Source organism: Micrococcus sp. KRD012, assembly GCF_017168555.1.
GTDB lineage: Bacteria > Actinomycetota > Actinomycetes > Actinomycetales > Micrococcaceae > Micrococcus > Micrococcus luteus.
The window spans coordinates 59,781-81,218 of the sequence record NZ_JABFBB010000019.1 but is presented as its reverse complement, the minus strand read 5'-3'; the positions used below and the strand labels follow the sequence as shown (position 1 = coordinate 81,218).

At 74.2% G+C, this 21,438-nt stretch carries 17 protein-coding genes; 11 read left to right on the top strand and 6 right to left on the bottom strand.

The genetic code is table 11. From position 1 onward, the window contains the following. The first annotated feature begins 47 nt into the window (after positions 1–47). Positions 48–2,279 carry a RelA/SpoT family protein gene (locus J1M37_RS08085; protein ID WP_230956202.1) on the top strand — a complete coding sequence of 744 codons (2,232 nt, stop codon included), beginning with the start codon at positions 48–50 and terminating at the stop codon, positions 2,277–2,279. A gap of 11 nt (positions 2,280–2,290) precedes the next feature. Here J1M37_RS08085 and J1M37_RS08080 read toward each other — a convergent pair whose 3' ends face one another. Continuing rightward, positions 2,291–2,908 carry a hypothetical protein gene (locus tag J1M37_RS08080; protein ID WP_036380977.1) on the bottom strand — a complete coding sequence of 206 codons (618 nt, stop codon included), beginning with the start codon at positions 2,906–2,908 and terminating at the stop codon, positions 2,291–2,293. 85 nt (positions 2,909–2,993) lie between these two features. Further along, a complete protein-coding gene (locus J1M37_RS08075) occupies positions 2,994–4,424 on the bottom strand; it encodes a DUF349 domain-containing protein (RefSeq protein ID WP_206452426.1) in 1,431 nt (476 codons plus the stop codon). A gap of 174 nt (positions 4,425–4,598) precedes the next feature. Here J1M37_RS08075 and hisS point away from each other — a divergent pair, with 174 nt between their 5' ends. Further along, the gene (gene hisS / locus J1M37_RS08070) at positions 4,599–5,975 is read left to right on the top strand and encodes a histidine--tRNA ligase (RefSeq protein WP_036313678.1); all 1,377 of its coding nucleotides are present in this window, start codon (positions 4,599–4,601) and stop codon (positions 5,973–5,975) included. A 60-nt stretch (positions 5,976–6,035) separates the two neighbouring features. On the opposite strand, the gene J1M37_RS08065 is transcribed toward hisS, so the two are convergent. Further along, a complete protein-coding gene (locus J1M37_RS08065) occupies positions 6,036–7,337 on the bottom strand; it encodes an APC family permease (protein WP_036313679.1) in 1,302 nt (433 codons plus the stop codon). Positions 7,338–7,482: 145 nt separating this feature from the next. On the opposite strand from J1M37_RS08065, the gene aspS reads away from it, so the two are divergent. Then, the gene (gene aspS / locus J1M37_RS08060; RefSeq protein WP_070708887.1) at positions 7,483–9,297 is read left to right on the top strand and encodes an aspartate--tRNA ligase; all 1,815 of its coding nucleotides are present in this window, start codon (positions 7,483–7,485) and stop codon (positions 9,295–9,297) included. A 23-nt stretch (positions 9,298–9,320) separates the two neighbouring features. Here the strand turns inward: aspS and dtd are convergent, their stop codons facing one another. The 3 genes from dtd to J1M37_RS08045 form a co-directional block, all read right to left on the bottom strand. Further along, complete coding sequence (gene dtd / locus J1M37_RS08055; protein ID WP_044659818.1) at positions 9,321–9,773, bottom strand: D-aminoacyl-tRNA deacylase; 453 nt, start codon at positions 9,771–9,773, stop codon at positions 9,321–9,323. A gap of 44 nt (positions 9,774–9,817) precedes the next feature. Next, the gene (locus J1M37_RS08050) at positions 9,818–11,557 is read right to left on the bottom strand and encodes a choice-of-anchor I family protein (protein ID WP_044659817.1); all 1,740 of its coding nucleotides are present in this window, start codon (positions 11,555–11,557) and stop codon (positions 9,818–9,820) included. Positions 11,558–11,696: 139 nt separating this feature from the next. Next, complete coding sequence (locus J1M37_RS08045; protein ID WP_044659816.1) at positions 11,697–12,287, bottom strand: DUF1697 domain-containing protein; 591 nt, start codon at positions 12,285–12,287, stop codon at positions 11,697–11,699. 52 nt (positions 12,288–12,339) lie between these two features. Between J1M37_RS08045 and J1M37_RS08040 the strand changes: the two genes are divergently transcribed. The 8 genes from J1M37_RS08040 (at position 12,340) to J1M37_RS08005 (ending at position 21,367) form a co-directional block, all read left to right on the top strand. Then, positions 12,340–13,737, top strand: a complete 1,398-nt coding sequence (locus J1M37_RS08040; RefSeq protein WP_044659815.1) for a replication-associated recombination protein A — start codon at positions 12,340–12,342, stop codon at positions 13,735–13,737. A gap of 171 nt (positions 13,738–13,908) precedes the next feature. Beyond that, positions 13,909–14,472 (top strand): general stress protein, encoded by a 564-nt coding sequence (locus J1M37_RS08035; RefSeq protein WP_020621560.1) that lies wholly within the window; start codon positions 13,909–13,911, stop codon positions 14,470–14,472. Between the two features lie 282 nt (positions 14,473–14,754). Next, entirely contained in the window at positions 14,755–15,381 is a 627-nt protein-coding gene (gene rpsD, locus J1M37_RS08030) for a 30S ribosomal protein S4 (protein ID WP_020621561.1), read from the top strand. 171 nt (positions 15,382–15,552) lie between these two features. Then, positions 15,553–15,942, top strand: a complete 390-nt coding sequence (locus tag J1M37_RS08025) for a hypothetical protein (protein ID WP_020621562.1) — start codon at positions 15,553–15,555, stop codon at positions 15,940–15,942. After that, positions 15,939–18,650, top strand: a complete 2,712-nt coding sequence (alaS, locus tag J1M37_RS08020; RefSeq protein WP_113914220.1) for an alanine--tRNA ligase — start codon at positions 15,939–15,941, stop codon at positions 18,648–18,650. Before J1M37_RS08025 ends, alaS begins: the two co-directional genes overlap by 4 nt. Positions 18,651–18,657: 7 nt before the next feature. Then, entirely contained in the window at positions 18,658–19,179 is a 522-nt protein-coding gene (gene ruvX, locus J1M37_RS08015; protein WP_052006958.1) for a Holliday junction resolvase RuvX, read from the top strand. Next, on the top strand, positions 19,176–20,444 hold the full coding sequence (mltG, locus tag J1M37_RS08010) for an endolytic transglycosylase MltG (RefSeq protein WP_113914219.1): 1,269 nt from the start codon (positions 19,176–19,178) through the stop codon (positions 20,442–20,444). Before ruvX ends, mltG begins: the two co-directional genes overlap by 4 nt. Beyond that, positions 20,444–21,367 carry a shikimate dehydrogenase family protein gene (locus tag J1M37_RS08005; RefSeq protein WP_113914224.1) on the top strand — a complete coding sequence of 308 codons (924 nt, stop codon included), beginning with the start codon at positions 20,444–20,446 and terminating at the stop codon, positions 21,365–21,367. Before mltG ends, J1M37_RS08005 begins: the two co-directional genes overlap by 1 nt. Positions 21,368–21,438 lie beyond the last annotated feature (71 nt).

Genomic DNA, 21,438 nt, shown 5'->3' with positions numbered 1-21,438 from the left:
CGGCTGCGGGGCCGGCCCGTCCCGCCCCGGTCCGGCCCCGCAGCCGGATCGCACGCCTGACCGGCCGGCACGCCACCGAGTACTCGCCCCTGCTCGAGCCGCTGATGCGCACCGTGCGGCAGCGAGCCACCAAGACCGAGCTGGCCGAGATCGTCCGCGCCTTCGAGGTCGCCCGCGCGGCACACGAGGGGCAGATGCGGCGCTCCGGGGACCCGTACATCACCCACCCCGTCGCGGTCGCCACGATCCTCGCCGAGATCGGCGTGACGGGCCCGACGCTCCTGGCGGCCCTGCTGCACGACACCGTCGAGGACACGGACTACTCCCTGGAGCGCCTCCGCGCCGACTTCGGCTCCGAGGTCGCCCTCCTCGTGGACGGCGTGACCAAGCTGGACAAGGTGACCTACGGCGCCGCGGCGCAGGCCGAGACCGTGCGCAAGATGGTCATCGCGATGGCCCAGGACGTGAACGTCCTGCTCATCAAGCTCGCCGACCGGCTGCACAACGCGCGGACGTGGCGGTACGTCTCCCCGGAGTCCAGCGCCCGCAAGGCCCAGGAGACCTTGGACATCTACGCCCCGCTGGCCCACCGGCTCGGCATGAACACCGTCAAGTGGGAGCTCGAGGACCTCTCCTTCGCCGCCCTCAAGCCCAAGATGTACGCGGAGATCGTGCGCCTCGTGGGGGAGCGCAACCCGGAGCGGGAGAAGCACATCGCGGCGCTGCGCACCGTGATCGAGGAGCACCTGCGCGAGCACCGGATCCGGGCGACCGTCACCGGACGGCCGAAGCACTACTACTCGATCTACCAGAAGATGGTGACGCGCGGGAAGGACTTCGACGACATCCACGACCTCACGGGCATCCGGGTGCTCGTGGACTCCGTGCGTGACTGCTACGCCGTGCTCGGCGTCATCCACGCGCGCTGGAACCCGGTCCCGGGCCGGTTCAAGGACTACATCGCGGTCCCGAAGCTCAACATGTACCGCTCCCTGCACACCACGGTGATGGTGCCGGGCGGCAAGCCGGTGGAGATCCAGATCCGCACGCAGGAGATGCACCGCCAGGCCGAGTACGGCGTCGCCGCGCACTGGCGGTACAAGGCCCAGGTCGCCGGCCAGGCGCCGGTGCAGGCCACGCCGGCCTGGCTGCGCTCGGTGATGGACTGGCAGGCGGACACCCGGGACCCGGACGAGTTCCTCGCCTCGCTGCGCACCCAGATCGGGGCGGACGAGGTGTACGTCTTCACGCCGAAGGGGGAGATCCGCACCCTGCCGGCCGGCTCCACGCCCGTGGACTTCGCCTACGCCATCCACACCGACGTCGGCCACCGCACCATCGGCGCCCGGGTCAACGACAAGCTCGTCCCGCTGTCCACGCCGCTCAGCCACGGCGACACCGTGGAGGTCTTCACCTCGCGCGCCGAGGACGCGGGGCCGAGCCGGGATTGGCTGGGCTTCGTGGTCTCGCCGCGGGCCCGGTCCAAGATCCGTCACCACTTCGCCACGCAGCGCCGCGACGAGCAGGCCGACCGGGGACGCGAGTCGCTGACCCGTCAGCTGCGCAAGGCCGGCATGGCCGTGCAGCAGGTGCTCGGCGGCGAGGAGCTGGTGCAGGTGGCCACGGATCTCGGCTACGCGGACCTCGACGGGCTGTTCGTGGCCCTCGGCGACGGCCACGTGTCCGCCCAGTCCGTGCAGGAACGCGTCGCGGAGCGCCTCGCTCCGCCGACGTCGACGCAGGCCGAGCCGGAGGGCGAGCTGACCGTCGGCGAGGTGGACCTGCAGGAGCTGGTCCCGGCCCAGTCGCGGCGCGCCCCCGCGCGGGCCACCAACGACGCCGGCGTGCTCGTGGACGGCGACGGCGGCGTCATGGCCAAGCTGGCACGGTGCTGCAACCCGGTGCCGCCGGACGCCATCGACGGGTTCGTCACCCGCGGCTCCGGGGTCTCCGTGCACCGGGTCGACTGTCCCAACCTGGCGACCCTGCTCGCGCAGGAGCCGGAGCGCCGCACCCCGGTCAGCTGGGCGCCGTCGCGGGACACCGTCTACCTGGTGGAGATCCAGATCGAGGCGCTGGACCGCAAGTCGCTGCTCTCCGACGTCACCCGGGTCCTCTCCGAGAACCACGTGAACATCCTCTCGGCCTCCGTGAACACCACCCGCGACCGCGTGGCGATGAGCCGGTTCGTCTTCGAGATGGGCGACCCCCGGTTCCTCGGCCACGTGATCGACGCGGTGCGCCGCATCGACGGCGTCTTCGACGTGCACCGCACCTGAGCCTCCCGGCCTCAGTCGGGGACGTCCAGCGCCGCCAGCAGCGCGCCCAGCCGGCGCCGGGCCGCCACGACGCCGGCACGGCGGGTCCGGCGGGCCAGCCGCTCCCGCAGCCCGGCGGCGCCGTGGGCGCCGATCACGGCGGCCGCGCGCCGCGCCGCATCCGGGTCGGCGCTGAGCAGCAGGTCTTCGACTGTCCGGGCGGGCGTCGTGACCCGCACGGGGCCGAAGCGGAGCACGTCGTGCTCGGCGGGGGCGACGCCCGTGGCATCGGCCGCGACGTCCGACTGCGTGAGCGTCCAGGGCAGCAGGCCCCCGCCGGCGGGGCGCCGGTGGAAGTGCGGCACGGCCGCGTGCAGCCGCCCGGGCGCCGCGCCGCCGGCCAGGATCCAGGCCGCCGACGGGCCGATCGCGGTCCAGCCGGCGGCCAGGAGCGGGCCGCCGAGGGTCCACAGGGCAGCGGCCCGGACCGCGGGATCGTCCGCGGCGTCCGGCCGCGCCCACACCCCGGGCAGCAGCGGCCGCACGGCGCCCCGCGCGCCGAGCGCCTGCAGCTCCGGCTCCGTGAAGGGGTCGCCCGCCAGCACGAGTGCCCCGGTCGGGGCGGTCTCCTCGATCGTCACGGTCGTCATGCCCGGATCCTGCCAGAGACGGGGACGCCCCCGCGGCCGCCTGTGGACAGGCGGGCCGCGGGGGCGTGCTCGAGACGGGTGGGGCTCAGCGGAGCTCGGAGGCCGAGGCCTCGAGGGCCTGCTTCCACTGCAGGCGCGCGTCGAGCGCCTCCTGGGCCTTCTTGACGGCGCGCTGGTCGCCCCGGGCCTGGGCCCGGGCGAGATCCGCCTCGAGCCCCGCGATGGTCTCCTCGAGCTGCGTGAGGGCGGAGTTCGTGCGGGCCTTGGTCTCCGGGTCGGTGCGGCGCCAGTGCTCGTTCTCCGCCTGCTTGAGGGCGTCCTCGAGCTTGCGGAAGCCCTCCTCCATCCGGCGGACGTCCCCGCGGGGCACGCGGCCGGCATCCTCCCACCGCCCGCGCAGCTCGTTGAGCGCGCGCCGTCCGGCCTTGACGTCCGTGAACGGGAGCAGCTTCTGGCCGTCGGCGAGGATCTGCTCCTTCACCTTCAGGTTGGCCCCGTACTCGCGGTCGATCTCCTGGTTCGCGGCCTTGCGGGCGGCGAAGAAGACGTCCTGGGCGGCGCGGAAGCGGGCCCAGAGGGCGTCGTCCTCCTTGCGGGAGGCCCGGGGGGCGCGCTTCCACTCGTCCATCAGGTCGCGGTACTTGCCGGCGGTCACGCCCCAGTCGGTGGAGGTGGACAGCTCCTCGGCACGGGCGATGAGACGCTCCTTGACCTGCTTGGCCTCGGCCGAGGCGGCGTCCAGCCGGGAGAAGTGGGCGCGGCGGGTCTTGTCGAACGCGGTGCGGGCGCCGCGGAAGCGCTTCCACAGGTCGTCCTCGACCGACTTGGCCAGACGCGGACCGGCCTTCTGGGCGGCCTTCCACTCCTCGAACAGCTCCGTCATGCGCTTGGACGCGGTCTTCCAGGGCATCCGCTCGGCCGGGGTCTGGGCGAAGGTCTCGGCCTCGGCGACGATGGCCTCGCGGGTGGCCAGCTGCTCGGCCTGGGCGGCCTGCCGGGCCTCCTGTTCCGCGGCGCGGTAGTCGCCCAGGAGGGTCTCCAGGGCCGCCAGGCGGGTGCGGAGGGCGTCCATGTCGCCGACCATGTGGCGCTCGTTCACCGCGGTCGTCATCTGACCCAGCGCCCGGCCCAGCTCACCCGAGGGGGCGCCGGCGGCGATGCGCTGCTCGAACAGGGCCATCTGGGCGCGCACGTCGTCGTACTTGCGCACGAAGTACGCCAGCGCGTCCTCGGTGCTCGCGTCCGGCACCTGGCCGACCGCGTGCTCCTCCTGCCCGTCCAGCAGCGTGACGTGGCCGTCCTCGCTCACCCGGGCGAACCTGGCGGCCTCCTCCACCGGGGTGGGCGGCACGGTCGGGGCCGGCTGGGAGGAATCACCGTGCGCCGGGGCGTCGGGGACGATCTCGGGGACGGGCCGGGCCTCGGCGGGCACGGTCGTATCGGCGGCCTCGGCCGACGCGGGGGTGGACTCGGTGGCGGGGGACTGCTGGTCGTCGGGCTGCATGTGATTGGTCACCGCTGGAACTCTCCCTGACTGCGCCGGCACGCAGTCGTCGAGGGATGCGGCCGGTCGGGATGGACACGAACAGGGCCAGCGTACCGGGCCGGACAGCGCCCGCGCCTAGAATGGGCCGGTGCGCCGGCGGGGGACCGTCGCGCGTCCCCGCCGTCGTCGTCTCGAAGGATCGCCATGTCCCGCAAGGCCTCCCTGTCCGGTTTCCACGAGTGGCTGCCCGCCGAGCGGCTCGTGGAGCAGCACGTGCTCGACACGCTGCGGCGGACCTTCGAGCTGCACGGGTTCGCCGGCATCGAGACCCGTGCCGTGGAGACCCTGGGCCAGCTGCTGCGCAAGGGCGAGGTGGACAAGGAGGTCTACGCGGTCTCGCGCCTGGCCGAGGACGAGGAGGTCGCCGCGGGCCTGCGCGATCCCAAGGACCCGGCCGACCCCAAGCGCCTGGCCCTGCACTTCGACCTCACCGTGCCGTTCGCCCGCTACGTCGTGGAGAACGCCGGCCACCTCGCCTTCCCCTTCCGTCGCTACCAGATGCAGAAGGTCTGGCGCGGGGAGCGCCCTCAGGAGGGCCGCGCCCGCGAGTTCACCCAGGCGGACATCGACGTCGTCGGCGACGGCGCCCTCTCGCCCCGGTACGACGCCGACGTCGCACTGGTGATGGCCGAGGCGCTCGGCGCCCTGCCGATCGGCGACTTCCTCATCCGCGTGAACAACCGCAAGCTCGCCGAGGGCTTCTACCGGGGCATCGGCCTGGAGGACACCGCCGGCGTGCTGCGCAGCATCGACAAGCTGGAGAAGGTCGGCCCGGAGGAGGTCGCGCGGCTGCTCCAGGAGGAGGTCGGCGCGAGCCCCGAGCAGGCTGCGCAGGCGCTGGCCCTGGCGGACATCCGCACGTCGGACACCTCGTTCGTCGAGCGGGTCCGCGCCCTGGGGGTGACCCACGAGCTGCTCGAGGAGGGGCTGACCGAGCTGGCCGACGTCGTCGCCACCCTGCACCGCCGCGCCCCCGGGCGCGCCGTGGCGGACCTGTCCATCGCGCGCGGCCTGGACTACTACACGGGCACCGTCTACGAGACCGTCCTGGTGGGCCACGAGCAGCTCGGCTCGATCTGCTCGGGCGGCCGCTACGACGCGCTCGCGTCCAAGGGGAACCGCGTGTTCCCCGGTGTCGGACTGTCCATCGGCGTGACGCGGCTGGTGATGCGCATGCTGTCCCAGCAGATGGCCGTGGCCTCCCGCTCCGTGCCGACCGCGGTGTACGTGGCGCTGACGGCGGACGAGGACTGGTCCGAGGCCCAGGACGTCGCGGCCCTGCTGCGGGAGCGCGGCATCCCCGCGGAGGTCGCGGTGTCCGCGGAGAAGTTCGGCAAGCAGATCAAGTATGCGGACCGCCGCGGCATCCCGTTCGTCTGGTTCATGGGTCGGGACGACGCCGGCGCGCGGGTCCACGAGGTGAAGGACATCCGCTCCGGCGAGCAGCACGCCGCGGACCCGGCCGACTGGACCCCGCCGGCCGAGGACCTGCTGCCGCAGGTCGCCCGCGCGCAGGACTGAGCGGACGCGGCCGCTATGCCGGCCCCGGTGTGCGGCGGCGGTGGGTGTCTGCGCGTCGGGTCACCGGCCCCGGCGCCCGGCCCGCACGAACGCGCGCCCGCCCACCCCGATCAGGAACACGCCCGCCATCGCGGCCACGGACATCGGCGGCAGGCTGAGGGCGAGCAGCAGGCACAGGGCCAGGCCCAGGACGTTGACGGCGCGGGGCACGCGCAGCGGGCGCAGCGGGCGCGGCCGGGCCGGGCGGCGGCCGTCGTCGTCCCCGCGCAGGGTCAGGGCGGACAGGTTCGCCACCGCGTAGTAGACGAGCACGCCGAACGAGCTGAAGCCCACCACGGTGAGGATGTCCGTGGTGAGCAGGAGCAGGATCACGGCCGCGGCCAACGTCAGCTGAGCCGTCCACGGCGTGCCGGTCCCCGCATGGACCCGTGCCAGGGGGCGGGGCAGGTCGGACTCGCGGGCCATGGCCAGGGCGGTGCGGGAGATGCCCGTCAGCAGGTTGAGCATGGCCCCGGCCGCGGCGAGGGCGGCGCCGGCCACCGCCACCCAGCCCCAGCCGGAGCCCAGGGCGGTCTCGAGCAGGTCGCGCACGGGCGCCGGGGACCGGGCCAGCCCGGAGGTCCCGAGGCCCGAGATCAGCGCCGTGGCGAGCAGCAGGTACAGCGCCACGGTCACGGCGAGGGCGATCAGGATGGCGCGCGGGATCGTGCGTGCGGGGTCGATGACCTCCTCACCCATGGTGGCCACGCGCGCGTAGCCGGCGAACGCGAAGAACAGGACGCCCGCGCCCATGAGCACGCCCTGCACGGGGGAGTCGACGCCGAGCGCCGCGGCCGAGCCCCCGGGGGCCTCGCGCGCCAGGCCTGCGCCGATGGCCAACACGAGCACGGCGAGCACGGGCACGAGGATCGCCAACGTCGCCTGCGCGGTCCGCGTCACGCCCGCCATCGCCACCCCGGTGAGCACGACGACGGCGGCCACGCCCGTCCACCGGGCCGCGGCGTCGTCGTCGGGGAAGAGGTACAGGCCGAGGGTGGCCGCCATCGCGGCCACCGACGCGGTCTTGCCCGTGACGAAGCCCCAGCCGGCGACGAAGCCGGCCCACGGGTGCAGCTGCCGCCGGCCGTAGACGTAGGCGCCGCCGGACTCGGGGTGGACGGTGGCCAGCTGCGCCGTGGACAGGGCGTTGCACAGGGCCGCGACGGCCGCGACCGCCAGGGCCCCGTACAGCAGGCCGGGGTGGCCGCCGGTGAGCGCGGCCGCCAGGCCGATCGCGGTGAACACGCCCGCGCCGATCATCGAGCCGAGGCCGATCGCGACGGCGTGGAGCAGGGTCAGGCGGCGCTGCAGGGCGGCGGTCATGACGGGGTCCTCCTGGGCTGGGGCAGTGTGGACGGGGCACTAGACTGACGGGAACGGCGCGCGCCCGCCCCGCAGGCGTATCACACGGCGTCGACCATCACATGAACCCCGCACATCGTCCGGCGACCGGACGGAGAGGATCCTCGTGCTGCGCACCCACTCCCTCGGCGAGCTCAACGCCTCGCTCATCGGCCAGACCGTCACCGTCACCGGCTGGGTGGCGCGGCGGCGCGACCACGGCGGCGTGGCCTTCGTGGACCTGCGCGACGCCTCGGGCTTCGCCCAGGTCGTGGTGCGGGAGGAGGCGGACTTCGACCCGCTGCGCAACGAGTGGGTCCTGCAGGTCACCGGCACGGTCGAGCGCCGCCCCGAGGGCAACGAGAACCCGAACCTGCCCTCCGGCGAGATCGAGCTGATCGCGGAGACCGTGACGGTGCTCAACACCGCCGCCGCGCTGCCGTTCCAGGTGGACGAGCACGTGGAGGTCGGCGAGGAGGCCCGGCTGCGCCACCGCTACCTGGACCTGCGCCGCCCGCAGCCCTCGCGCATCATGCGCCTGCGCTCCGAGGTCAACCGGACGGCGCGCGAGCTCCTGCACGGCGAGGGCTTCGTGGAGGTCGAGACCCCGACCCTCACGCGCTCGACGCCGGAGGGCGCCCGCGACTTCCTCGTCCCGGCCCGCCTGGCTCCCGGCTCCTGGTACGCCCTGCCGCAGTCGCCGCAGCTGTTCAAGCAGCTGCTGCAGGTGGGCGGGATCGAGAAGTACTACCAGATCGCCCGCTGCTACCGGGACGAGGACTTCCGCGCGGACCGACAGCCCGAGTTCACCCAGCTGGACATCGAGGCCTCCTTCGTGGAGCAGGACGACGTGATCGCCCTCGGCGAGAAGATCGTCAAGGCCCTGTGGGCCCTCGTCGGGGTGGACGTGCCGACGCCGATCCGCCGGATGACCTACGCCGAGGCGATGGAGAAGTACGGCTCGGACAAGCCGGACCTGCGCTTCGGCCTCGAGCTGACGGACCTGACCGAATACTTCAAGCACACCCCGTTCCGCGTGTTCCAGAACGAGTACGTGGGCGCCGTCGTGATGCCGGGCGGCGCCTCCCAGGCCCGCCGCACCCTCGACGCGTGGCAGGAGTGGGCCAAGCAGCGCGGCGCCAAGGGCCTGGCCTACGTGCTCATCCAGGAGGACGGCGAGCTGACCGGCCCGGTGTCCAAGAACATCTCCGAGGAGGAGAAGGCCGGGCTGGCCGCCGCCGTGGGCGCGAACCCGGGCGACTGCGTGTTCTTCGCCGCCGGGAAGCCGAAGGAGTCCCGCGCGCTGCTGGGTGCGGCCCGCGTGGAGATCGGCCGTCGCTGCGGGCTGTTCACCGATGCCGGTGACGGCGTGGCCGCGAAGGACGCCGACTGGGCGTTCGTGTGGGTCGTGGACGCGCCGATGTTCGAGCCGGCGGCCGACGCCGTGGCCTCGGGCGACGTCGCCGTGGGTGCGGGCGCCTGGACCGCCGTGCACCACGCGTTCACCTCGCCCAAGCCGGAGTTCGCGGACACCTTCGACACCGACCCGGGCGCGGCCCTGGCGTATGCGTACGACATCGTGTGCAACGGCAACGAGATCGGCGGCGGTTCCATCCGCATCCACCGTCAGGACGTGCAGGAGCGCGTGTTCGAGGTCATGGGCTTGTCCCCGGAGGAGGCGAACGAGAAGTTCGGCTTCCTGCTCGAGGGCTTCAAGTACGGCGCCCCGCCGCACGGCGGCATCGCGTTCGGCTGGGACCGCGTGGTCGCCCTGCTGGCCGGCACCGACTCGATCCGCGAGGTCATCGCGTTCCCGAAGACCGGCGGCGGCTTCGACCCGCTGACGGCCGCACCGGCGCCCATCACCGCCCAGCAGCGCAAGGAGGCCGGCGTCGACGCGCAGCCGGAGCCGAAGCAGGCCGAGGCCGAGCCGGAGGCCTGATCCGGGTCCGCGGCGGGCCCGCCTCAGCCGCGCCGCGGACCGGCCAGCTCGTCCGAGTCCACGATCAGCGTGAACGGCCCGGAGTTGGTGAGGGAGACGTCCATCTTCGCGCCGAACACCCCGCGCTCCACGCGCACGCCGGCGGCCTCGAGCTCGGCCGTGAACCGCTCGTAGAGCGGCTCGGCCTGGTTGCCCTTCGCCGCGCGCGTCCAGGACGGCCGCCGGCCCTTCCGCACGTCGCCGTACAGCGTGAACTGGCTGACGACGAGCGCCGGGGCACCGGCGTCGGTGAGGGACCGCTCGCCGTCGAGCATGCGGAGCCCGGCCACCTTGCGGGCCACCTGGACGGCCTCGGCCTCGGTGTCGTCGACGGTCACGCCGAGCAGGATCACCAGCCCCTCGCCCTCGAAGGAGCCGACGACTTTGCCGTCGACGGTCACGGACGCGGAACGGGCGCGTTGCAGAACGGCTCTCATGCAGCCATTCTGCAACGCGCCCGGAACCGGTCCGCGTCAGCGGATCACTGACGACGGGTCGGATTCACCTCGTACACGGTGGTCGAGCCGGAGACCTCGTTGGCGACGATCAGCAGGGCGGTGCCGGAGGGGGACTCGTCGGCCGGCACGAAGGTCAGGCCCTCGGCGCCCATGTCACCCAGGCCGGCCGTGGCGTCGTCGCCCGCGGCATCCCAGTCACGGTCGTTGACGTAGTCCACGTAGGTGGCGTTCCGCGGGTCGGTGATGTCGAAGACCACCACGCCGCCGATGCGCTCGAGGCCCACGAACGCGTAGGTGCGGCCCTGGATCGTGCCCACCACTACGGACTCGGGCTCGGGGCCCTTGTCATCCGAACGGGAGTCCCCGGACGGGGTCTCGTCGTTGTTCGCGTTGAACGCGTGCTCCGGCAGCTCGCCGGCGGCCACGAGCCGGGCGATCTGCTCCTCGATCATGCCGGCGGAGTCGAACAGGCGGGTGCCGTCCGCGGTGTAGATGGAGAAGGACCGGCCGCCCAGTGTGGTCAGGGAGGAGTGGCACTCGCGCTCAGAGTCGTAGCCGAGGTCGGTGAGCACCTTCAGGCGGCCCAGGGCATCCTTCTTCTGCAGGGCCTTGGCCCCCGGGAACTCGGCGGCGCACAGGTCCAGGTCGCTGACGCGCTCGGAGTCGTTGAAGTCGCCCCACTCCCGCCCGTCACCCTCGTTGGCGGTGACGACCAGGTTCTGACCGCGCCAGCGGTACGTGTCGATGCCGTCGGGCATGGGCAGGCCGTCGACCGGCCAGTGGCCCAGCTCGATGCCGCCGTCCTTGTCCGAGGCGTCCAGCACGCCCTCGGTGGACCAATCGGTGGGCGTCAGCGCCCAGAGGTCCTCCAGCGTGGCGGACTTCAGGTCCACGACGGCGACGGCGTTGGCCTCCTGCACGGACACGTAGGCGGTGCGTCCGGTCGGGTCGACGGTGACGTACTCCGGCTCGAGGTTGCGAGCCACCCGACCGGCGGGCTCGTGACCGGCGGGCACCGCCATATCGGGGCCGGAGACGCGCACGCCGGCGGGCAGGGCGGTGCCGGCGTCGTAGGCACGGAAGTCCACGGTGCGCACCGCGTCCTGGGTCAGGCGGGAGAACTGCCGGGCGTTCTTCGGTACGGAGACCACGGAGATCGTGCCCTCCGGGTCGACGGAGAAGTCGTCGGCCGGTTCGCCCTCGTTGGCGACCACCACGTACGCCCCGTTCGGGGAGAAGGCCAGCGAGTCCGGCAGGGCACCCACCCGCACGCCGCCGAGGTAGCGCAGGGTGGTGGTGTCGAAGAACACGACCCAGCCGTGGTCGGTCTTCTCGGCGGCCTCGACGGCGACGGCCATCACACCGCCGGAGACAGCGACGGAGTTCACCGTGGCGCCCTTGTCCGTGACGGAGCCGTCCGCGGTGCGCAGGCCCTCGGCGGAGAGGGTCCGCTCGGCCACGGGGGCGGCGTCGGCGCCCAGGCGCATGACGTCGACGGCGCCGCGCTGCGCATTCACCACGAACAGGCGGCCGGAGACCGCGTCGAAGGCCGGGATCTCGGCGGCGGACTCGCCGAACACGCCGGTCTCGTGGGTGCCGGCGCGGGTGAGCTCGATGCTCTTGCCGGACGGGTTGGCGGCGATGGCGGCGCGCTGGGCCGTGGCCGAGTGCGGGGCGGGCGCGCTGAGGGAGGCCGGGGCGAGGAAGGCCGTGGACAGGGTCGCGGCGGTGACGGCCGTGGCGAGGCGTGCGAGGCGAGGCATGGATGCTCCAGTCAGGGCAGGGAGGCGGAGGACGGGGTCACCCCATCGCACGGATGTGAACGGTCCGTGACGTCCCGGCCAGCGCGCGGTGTCCCGCGGGTGTCGACGCCCCGGACGCCCCGCGTGCCGTCCGCCGAGGTCAGTCCTCGCTCGGCAGCCCCGCGAGCACCCGCACCGTCGTGAGGTTCCGGGCCGTGCCGCGCACCCCGAGCGCCCGGTCGAGGCGGGCCGGAGTGAGCGGGGAGTCGGCGACCCCCGCGGCGCAGCGCATCCACAGCAGCCGTCCCTCCAGGGCCGTGCGATCCGGCCCCGCGGGTCGGTCGTCCCCGTGGTCGAGCGCGGCCAGGGCGGCGGCCGCCTCGGGTGCGGGGTCGTCCTCGAGCACGGTGAGCTGCGTGCGTTTCGGCTCGCCGCCGGCCCAGGGGAGCGCGTCGTGCAGCTCCAGGGCGCGCCGGAGCGTGCCCACGTCCACGAGGACCACGGGGACGTCGAGGCCGCCCTCCTCACGCGCCCGTCGCGCGAACCCCTGCCGCACGCCCTCCGCGGCTGCGTCGGAGGACGCCCGGAACAGGACGTTGCCGCTGGCCAGGTGGGTGGTGACCGCCTCCCCGCCGGCGGCCTGGGCCCAGCGGATCAGCGTGTCCTTGCCGACACGGTTGCTCCGCCCCACGTTGATCCCGCGCAGCAGCAGGACGTGGGTGTGGTCGGTGCGCGGGGCGGCGGGGCTCATGCGGCCATGATGCCACCCACGCCCCCGCGGGCCGAGGACTACCCTGGACCCGATGGACGACCTCTTCAGCGCCGCCCACAACGGGGCCGACGACGACGGCCCGGCCGGCACCGTGGCCGCCCCGCACCCCGGCGCACCGCTGGCCGTGCGCATGCGCCCGCGCACGCTGGATGACGTGCTGGGCCAGCGGCACCTCATGCGGCCGGGCTCCCCGCTGCGCAAGCTCGCCGAGCCCGATCCGGACTCCGCCGCGGGACCGAGCTCGGTCATCCTCTACGGGCCTCCGGGCATCGGCAAGACGACGCTGGCCCACGTGATCGCCCGCGCCCCCGGGCGCACGTTCACGGAGCTGTCCGCGATCACGGCCGGTGTGAAGGACGTGCGGCAGGTGATGGAGCAGGCCCAGCGCGAACGGGACCTCTACGGGCGCACCACCGTCCTGTTCCTCGATGAGATCCACCGCTTCTCCAAGGCGCAGCAGGACGCGCTGCTGCCGGGCGTCGAGAACCGCTGGGTCGTGCTGGTGGCCGCGACCACGGAGAACCCGTCCTTCTCCGTGATCGCACCCCTGCTCTCCCGGTCGCTGCTGCTCACGCTGCGTCCCCTCACGGACGACGACATCGTCGGGCTGCTGGACCGTGCCGTGACCCAGGAGCGCGGGCTCAACGGCGCCGTGGTGCTCCAGGACGACGCGCGGGACTACCTGGTGCGGATGGCCGGCGGCGACGCGAGGCGGGCGCTCACGGTGCTGGAGGCCGCGGCCGGCGTCGCCCTGGACAAGGCGCGCGAGGCCGGCCGGGCGGGGGAGGGCGCCGTCGCGGTCACGGACGAGGACGCCGCGCAGGCGATGGACCACCACGTCCAGCGCTACGACAAGGACGGCGACCAGCACTACGACGTGATCAGTGCCTTCATCAAGTCCATCCGCGGCTCGGACGTGGACGCGTCGATGCACTACCTCGCCCGGATGCTGGAGGCGGGGGAGGACCCCCGGTTCATCGCCCGGCGGCTGATCATCTCCGCGTCCGAGGACGTGGGCATGGCCGACCCGACCGCGCTGCAGACCGCCGTGGCCGCCGCCCAGGCCGTGCAGCTGATCGGCATGCCGGAGGGACGCATCATCCTGGCGCAGGCCGTGACGCATCTGGCCACCGCGCCGAAGTCCAACGCGAGCTACACCGCCGTGAACGAGGCGATCGCGGACGTGCGGGCCGGCCACACGGGCGCGGTGCCGGCGCACCTGCGGGACGCGCACTACCCCGGCGCGGCGGCCCTCGGCCACGGCCAGGGCTACGTCTACAGCCACGACGAGCCGCACGCCGTCGCCCGTCAGCAGTACGCGCCGGACCCCCTGGTCGGGAGGGACTATTACCGGCCCAAGCCCATCGGACACGAGAAGCGGCTCACCGAGCAGGTGGCCGCGCTGCGCCGGATCATCCGCGGCGACTGAGCGCGCGCCGGGCCCGAGGGCGGACGCCTCGGGCGGCCGCGCGGAATAAAGACCCCGGATCACCGGTTGTCCAGGGATGAGCGGGGCGGTCGACGTCGGCCCGCCGACTCCTCGCCCGCTCGCGCCCCCATGCACCACCGACGCACAGAAGGAACAGAAGGAGCCGCCCCCATGACCCAGTCCACTCCGCAGCAGTCCACCCCCCAGCACACCGCCGCGCAGCAGCCGGCCCCGTACGGCCGCCCCGGCGCCGGCGGCCCCGCCCTCCCGCAGGCCGACTACCGCATCCTGCGCTCCGTCCCGGCCTACGCCGAGGCCCAGGCCCTCGTGGACCAGCTCTCCGACGCCGGGTTCCCCGTGGAGCGCGTGCGCATCGTGGGCACCGGGCTGCGCTCCGTGGAGCAGGTCCTGGGCCGGATGACCACCGGCAAGGCCGCCGTCCGCGGCGGGCTGCAGGGCCTGTGGTTCGGCCTCCTGCTCGGCCTGCTCTTCTCGATCTTCGCCCCCGGCTTCGGGTTCCTCTGGATCCTGCTGATCTCCCTGGGCCTGGGCGCCCTGTGGGGGGCCGTCTTCGGGGCGATCGGCCACGCGGCCACCGGCGGCAGGCGCGACTTCACGTCCCTGCAGACCATGGAGGCCGAGTCGTACGACGTGCTGGTCGAGGCCTCCCACCTGGACCAGGCCGGTCAGCTCCTCGGCGCGGACCCCGGCACCGCGGCCACGCCGCGCGCCTGAGCCCCGGCCCGCCCCGTCGTCGTCGCTCTGGTAAGGTGGACCGGTCTGGCAGGCGCTGCGCCCCGGACGCATCCCCCTCGAACGGTCCACGGGACACCCGCGTGCCCGGTCGAGGGACGCGCAGCGCATCAGTGGATGACGGGCGGCGGCACGCCCCTCAGCTCTCCTCAGGATCGCGGGGAGGCCAGGTTCGAGTCCCCTTGACCCGTGTGCCCCGGCGCGCGGACGAGACCTCGAGACAAACCCGAACCGTGCCGCACGTCAAGGAAAGGCAGGTCCACCATGAGTGGCAACCTTCGCACCCGCCGCACCGTGCGGCACTCCCGCGCCCTGGGCATCGCGCTGACCCCCAAGGCCGAGAAGTACATGGAGCGTCGTCCGTACGGCCCCGGCCAGCACGGCCGTGCCCGCCGCAAGCAGGACTCGGACTACGCGGTGCGCCTCAAGGAGAAGCAGCGTCTGCGCGCCCAGTACAACATCCGCGAGGCCCAGATGCGCCGCTACTTCGAGGAGGCCAAGCGCACCGCCGGCCTGACCGGTGAGAACCTGGTCGAGCTCCTCGAGCAGCGCCTCGACGCCCTCGTGCTGCGTGCCGGCTTCGCCCGCACCATCCAGCAGGCCCGTCAGCTCGTCGTGCACCGCCACATCCTGGTGGACGGCAAGCGCGTGGACGTCCCCTCGTTCCGCGTGAAGGAGGGCCAGATGATCCACGTGCACGAGCGCTCGGAGAAGATGGTCCCCTTCCAGCTGGCCGCCGCCGGCGCCCACCAGCAGGTCCTGCCCGCCACCCCGGGCTACCTGACCGTGGAGATCGACAAGCTGCGCGCCACCCTCACCCGTCGCCCGAAGCGCTCCGAGGTCCCCGTGACCTGCGAGGAGCAGCTCGTGGTCGAGTACTACGCGCGCTGATCCGCCGCGGCCGGGTCCGTCCCGGACGACGGCGCCCCGCGCGTCCCGCAGGCCCGGTCACCTCTCGGAGGTGACCGGGCCTGCGGCGTCCCCCGGGCCCGCCGCCGGGGATCGGCGCCGCGCCCGGTAAGGTGGGGCCGGAATCCCTGCCGTCCGAAGGAGGCCCCCGCCATGCTCCGCTCGCTGCTGCTCGTCGGCGCCGGCGCCGCATCCGGCTGGTTCGCACACCGCGCCCTCGGCGACCGTGCCCACCCGGCCACCGACGCGACCGACGCGCCGACGTCTGACCCTGGCTCCGCGGGGGGGCGCGCGGGGTTCTCCGCCCGCCTGGACCCGGAGCGTCTGGCCCGCCAGGCCGGTGAGGCCGCCGCCGACGCCGCGGCGGCCGCCCTGCAGGACGGTGCCCGGCGCCTGGCCGAGCGCGTCCGCGCCGAGGCCCCCTGGGCCGCGCCCTACCTGCCCCACACGGGGCCGATCATCTCCGGGGAGACCGTGGAGCCGCCGTCGCACGGCGCCGCCCGCCCCCAGACCACCACCACGCAGAAGGACACCCCCGCATGAAGTCCCAGGAGATCGCCCGCCGCTGGACCGCCTTCTTTGAGTCCAGGGGGCACCGCGTGGTGCCGTCGGCGTCGCTCGTCTCGCCGGATCCGTCGCTGCTGTTCACGGTGGCCGGCATGGTCCCGTTCATCCCGTACTTCCTGGGGGAGCAGACCCCGCCGAGCCCGCGCGTCGTCTCGGTGCAGAAGTGCATCCGCACCGCGGACATCGAGGAGGTCGGCAAGACCGTCCGCCACGGCACCTTCTTCCAGATGTGCGGCAACTTCTCCTTCGGCGACTACTTCAAGGAGACGGCCATCCCGATGGCCTGGGAGCTGCTGACGTCCTCGGTCGAGGACGGCGGCTTCGGCCTGGACCCCGAGCGCCTCTGGGTCACCGTGTACCGCGAGGACGACGAGGCCGAGCGCATCTGGCGCGAGGACGTGGGCGTCCGTCCCGAGCGCATCCAGCGCATGGGCAAGGACGACAACTACTGGAACACCGGCCAGCCCGGCCCGGGCGGCCCCTGCTCGGAGATCTTCTACGACCGCGGCCCCGCGTACGGCGTCGACGGCGGCCCGGCCGCGGACGACACCCGCTACATCGAGATCTGGAACCTCGTGTTCATGCAGTACCGCCTCTCCGCGGTGCGCTCGAAGGACGACTTCGACATCGCCGGCGAGCTCGAGCACAAGAACATCGACACCGGTCTCGGCCTCGAGCGGCTCGCCATGATCCTCCAGGGTGTGGAGAACATGTACGAGACGGACCAGGTCCGCCCCGTGCTCGACCGCGCCGCGCAGCTGGCCGGCCGCTCCTACACCTCCACCGAGGACCCGGCCGACCCGCACTACGACGACGACGTCCGCCTGCGCATGGTGGCCGACCACGTGCGCTCGGCCCTGATGCTGATCAGCGACGGCGTGCGCCCCGGCAACGAGGGCCGCGGCTACGTGCTGCGCCGCCTCATCCGCCGCGTCGTCCGCGCCCTGCGCCTGATGGGCGTCACCGAGCCCGTTTTCCCTGAGCTGCTGCCGGTCTCCCGGGACGCGATGAAGGGCACCTACCCGGTGGTCGCGGACGAGTTCGAGCGCATCTCCCGGATCGCCTACGCCGAGGAGAAGGCGTTCCTGCGGACCATCGCCGCGGGCACGGCCCGCCTCGACGCCGCGGTGGGCCAGGCCCGCTCGGCGGGCGGCGGCATCGCGGGCCCGGACGCGTTCGAGCTGCACGACACCTACGGCTTCCCGATCGAGCTGACGCTGGAGATCGCGGAGGAGGCCGGCGTCGCCGTGGACGAGGCCGGGTTCCGCGCCCTCATGGCCGAGCAGCGCGACCGCGCCCGCGCGGACGCCAAGGCCAAGAAGGCCGGCCACACGGACACCGCCGTGTACCAGCGCCTGCGCGCCGAGGGCCAGACCCACTTCACCGGCTACACCGAGCACACCACCGAGTCCGTGGTGCGCGGCCTGCTGCAGAACGGCGAGGAGGTCGCGTCCGCCGGCGCCGGCACGGAGCTCGAGCTCGTCCTGGACGCCACGCCGTTCTACGCGGAGTCCGGCGGCCAGGCCGCGGACACCGGCCTGATCACCGGCGACGGCTTCCGCCTCGAGGTGCTCGACGTGCAGGCCCCCGTGAAGGGGCTGTCCGTGCACAGGGTCAAGGTCCTCGACGGCGAGGTCGCCGCCGGCGCGCAGGCCCTCGGCGCGATCGACCTGCAGCGCCGCCTCGACGGCGAGAAGGCCCACTCCGGCACCCACCTGGTGCACGCCGCACTGCACCAGATCCTCGGCCCCGAGGCCACCCAGTCCGGCTCCTTCAACAAGGAGGGCTACCTGCGCTTCGACTTCCGCTGGGCCGAGGCGCTCTCGGCCGGGGCCCGCTCCGAGGTCGAGGACGTGGTGAACATCGCCATCCGCGACGACCACGCCGTGCTCACCCAGGAGATGAGCCTCGAGGAGGCGCGCGCACTCGGCGCGATGAGCCTGTTCGGCGAGAAGTACGGCGACCGGGTGCGCGTCGTGGAGATCGACGGCGCCTGGTCCCGCGAGCTGTGCGGCGGCACCCACGTGGGCCGCACCGCGCAGATCGGCTCGCTGACCCTGCTCGGCGAGCAGTCCGTGGGCTCGGGCAACCGCCGCGTCGAGGCGCTCGTCGGCCTGGACTCGTTCCGCCACCTCGCCGCGGAGCGCACCCTCGTCTCCGAGCTCTCGGAGATGTTCAAGGCCCCGGCCGAGGAGCTCAAGGACCGCATCGGCGCCACCCTGGACCGGCTCAAGGCGGCCGAGAAGCAGGTCGCGGAGCTGCGGGCCCAGGCGCTGCAGGCCCAGGCCGGGCAGCTCGCCGGGCAGGCCCAGGACGTCACGACGTCCGCCGGGACGTCGGTGCGGGTGCTGGCGCACCACGTCGGCGACGTGGCCGGGGACCAGCTGCGTTCCCTCGTGCTGGACCTGCGCGCCCGGATCGAGTCGGCCGGCGGCAACGCGGCGGGCACGCCCGTGCTCGTGGCCCTCACGGCCGAGGCCAAGGGCCGGCCCCTCGTGGTCGTGGCGACCAACGAGGCCGCCCGCGCGGCCGGCCTCAAGGCGGGCGCCATGGTCAAGACCGCCACCGGCGTGCTCGGCGGCGGGGGCGGAGGCAAGGACGACGTCGCCCAGGGCGGCGGCCAGGACGTCACGCGCGTCGGGGACGCGCTCGAGGCCGTCGTCGCCGCGGTGCGCGCGGCCTGAGGCGGACGTGAGCGCAGGTCAGGACGGGGCCGCCGTGGCGAGCGACGCCGTGCGCCGGGGGCGCACCCTCGGCGTCGACGTCGGACGTGCCCGCGTGGGCGTCGCGTCGGCCGACCCCGACGGCCTGATCGCCACCCCCGTGGCCACCCTGCGGCGGGATGCGCGTCGACGTCGTGACGTGGACGAGCTCGTCGCCCACGCACGCGAGCTCGACGTCGTCGCCGTGTACGTCGGCCTGCCGGTGAATCTGCGGGGCGAGCACACGCCGTCCACGCAGGACGCCCTCGACTACGCGGACGCCGTCGCCGCCGCCCTGGTCGAGGCGGGCCACCCCGTGCCGGTCCGGCTCGTCGACGAGCGGCTCAGCACGGTCTCCGCGCAGGCCGGACTGCGGGCCGCGGGCCGGTCCGTCAAGTACAGCCGCGGCGTGATCGACCAGGCGGCCGCCGTCGCGATCCTGCAGGCCGCCGTGGACGAGCAGCGCCGCACCGGCCGCTGGGCCGGCCAGGACCGGGAGCAGATCCGGTGACCGGCGACCACCAGCACGCGCGGCGTGAGGACCACTGGGACGATCTGCTCGGCGACGAGGCCGACGTCCACGACGACCTCGACGTGTTCGGCTTCGCCCACGGCGAGGCGGACGAGGCCGATCTCGGCGTCCCGTCCCAGCCGGTCGACGCGGCCGGCCCATGCCGGCCCCGCACGTTCCTGCGTCGCCGGGGCTCCGGGTCCCACCCGGCCCCGCGGGTCGATCGCGGCGCCGGCCGGCGGCGGACCGCGCTGGTGCTGGGCACGGTGCTCGTGGCGTTCGCCGTCGTGGTCGGGCTGATCGTGCGCGGGTTCCTGGGCGGCCCCGACCACACGGCCGTCGAGGGCGACGAGGTGACGTTCTCGGTGGAGCCGGGCGAGGACCTGGGCTCCGTGGCGGCCCGCCTGGACCGGGCCGGCATCGTGGCCTCCGCCCGTGCGTTCGAGCGCGCCGCCAGGGACACGGGCAGCGGTCTCGTGCGCTCGGGGGACTTCGTGCTGCGCGAGCGGATGCCCGCGGCCGAGGCCCTCGCGGTGCTCCAGGGCGCCGCGGACGGGGCCGTGCACTACGTGCTCGTGGAGCGCGGCCGGCGACTCACCGAGGTGCTGGACGCCGTCGCCGAGGCCACGGGGCTGCCCCGCGAGGAGCTCGAGGCCGCCGCCCACGACCCGACCCGCTACGGCGTCCCCGGGGAGGCGGGCACGCTCGAGGGCTGGCTCGACGCGGGGGAGTACCGCCTCCCCGTCGACGCCACCGCCGAGCAGGTGCTCGACTCCCTGATCCGGCCCACCCTCGCCGAGCTCGACGCCCTCGACGTCCGCGACCCGGCCGAGCAGCAGCGCCTGCTCACGATCGCCTCCATCCTCGAGGCGGAGGCCCTGCCCCAGGACTACCGGCAGGTCGCCGGCGCCATCGAGAACCGCCTCGCCCCGGACAACACCGAGACGCGCGGGCTCCTGCAGATCGACGCCACCGTCACGTACGGCCTCGGCGTGCGCAGCCTCAGCTTCACCTCGGGCCAGCGCCAGGACGCGTCGAACCCCTACAACACGTACGTGCACCCGGGCCTGCCGCCGGGTCCGATCGGCATGCCCTCCGACGCGGCCGTCGAGGCCGCCCTCGACCCGGCCGAGACGGACGCCTACTACTGGGTGACCACGGACATCGGCACCGGCCACACCGAGTTCTCCCGCACCTATGAGGAGCACCAGCAGCACGTGCGCACCCTGCAGCGCTACTGCGCCTCCAATCCGGGGGTGTGCTGATGCGCCCCACGCTGCGCGCGGCGGTCCTGGGCCGGCCGATCGCCCACTCGCTCTCCCCGGTGCTGCACGCGGCCGGCTACCGGGTCCTGGGCCTCGACGTCGACTACGGCCGCCGAGACCTGGGCGAGGACGAGGTGCTCGCCTTCGCGGCCGAGCACCTCGGCGCCCCGGGCACGGCCGACGGCGGCGCGGCCGCGGCCCGCGGGCAGGACTGGCTCGGCTGCTCCGTCACCATGCCGCTGAAGCGGGCGGTCGTCGCCGCCGCCGGGCACGTCAGCGACCGCGTCCGCCTCCTGGGCACCGCGAACACCCTCGTGCGCGACCACCCCTCCGCGCCCGGGGTCGTCCACGCCGAGAACACGGACGTGGACGGCATCCTCGGCGCCCTCGCCGCGGCCGGCCTCGACCGTGCCGCCCGGGGCGGGACCGTCGGCGTCCTCGGGAACGGGGGGACCGCGACGGCGGCCGTCCTCGCCGCCGCCACGCTCGGCGCGGACGCGGTGCTCTTCGGCGTCCGCGACCCCGCCCGCGCCGCCGAGGTGACGGCCCTGGCCGACGCGCTCGGGCTGCGCTGGGCGACCCTGACCCAGGCGGATCTGCTCCGGCGGGCGCCGGGGCTGCGTGCCGTCGTCGCCACCCTGCCGCCGCGCGCCGCGGACGCCCTGGCCGCACACGTGCCGGCCGGCGCCGCCCTGCCGCCCCTGCTGGACGCGGCCTACGACCCGTGGCCCTCCGTGCTGGCGTCCGCCTGGTCCCGGGAGGGCGGTCCGGTGGCGTCCGGGCTGTCCATGCTGCTGCACCAGGGCATCGAGCAGGTCCGGCTGTTCACGGCCCGGCCCCGCGCCGCGGCCGGGATGCCCGAGCCGGACTGGGCGGCGGTGACGCGCGCCGCGGCGGACGCCCTGGGACCGGCCGCCGGCTGAGCGTCGAACGCCGGATCCGGTGCGTCCCGTCCGGTCACACGTGACGGCGCGGCGCCCCGTGCGTGAGAGAC

What these genes read in the sequence shown, in the direction of transcription:
- J1M37_RS08050 (WP_044659817.1), bottom strand. Translation starts at nt 11,557, where the DNA reads ATGCCTCGCCTCGCACGCCTCGCCACGGCCGTCACCGCCGCGACCCTG.
- J1M37_RS08025 (WP_020621562.1), top strand. Translation starts at nt 15,553, where the DNA reads ATGCTCCGCTCGCTGCTGCTCGTCGGCGCCGGCGCCGCATCCGGCTGG.
- rpsD (WP_020621561.1), top strand. Translation starts at nt 14,755, where the DNA reads ATGAGTGGCAACCTTCGCACCCGCCGCACCGTGCGGCACTCCCGCGCC.
- J1M37_RS08035 (WP_020621560.1), top strand. Translation starts at nt 13,909, where the DNA reads ATGACCCAGTCCACTCCGCAGCAGTCCACCCCCCAGCACACCGCCGCG.
- J1M37_RS08040 (WP_044659815.1), top strand. Translation starts at nt 12,340, where the DNA reads ATGGACGACCTCTTCAGCGCCGCCCACAACGGGGCCGACGACGACGGC.
- J1M37_RS08005 (WP_113914224.1), top strand. Translation starts at nt 20,444, where the DNA reads ATGCGCCCCACGCTGCGCGCGGCGGTCCTGGGCCGGCCGATCGCCCAC.
- hisS (WP_036313678.1), top strand. Translation starts at nt 4,599, where the DNA reads ATGTCCCGCAAGGCCTCCCTGTCCGGTTTCCACGAGTGGCTGCCCGCC.
- alaS (WP_113914220.1), top strand. Translation starts at nt 15,939, where the DNA reads ATGAAGTCCCAGGAGATCGCCCGCCGCTGGACCGCCTTCTTTGAGTCC.
- J1M37_RS08080 (WP_036380977.1), bottom strand. Translation starts at nt 2,908, where the DNA reads ATGACGACCGTGACGATCGAGGAGACCGCCCCGACCGGGGCACTCGTG.
- dtd (WP_044659818.1), bottom strand. Translation starts at nt 9,773, where the DNA reads ATGAGAGCCGTTCTGCAACGCGCCCGTTCCGCGTCCGTGACCGTCGAC.
- J1M37_RS08065 (WP_036313679.1), bottom strand. Translation starts at nt 7,337, where the DNA reads ATGACCGCCGCCCTGCAGCGCCGCCTGACCCTGCTCCACGCCGTCGCG.
- J1M37_RS08045 (WP_044659816.1), bottom strand. Translation starts at nt 12,287, where the DNA reads ATGAGCCCCGCCGCCCCGCGCACCGACCACACCCACGTCCTGCTGCTG.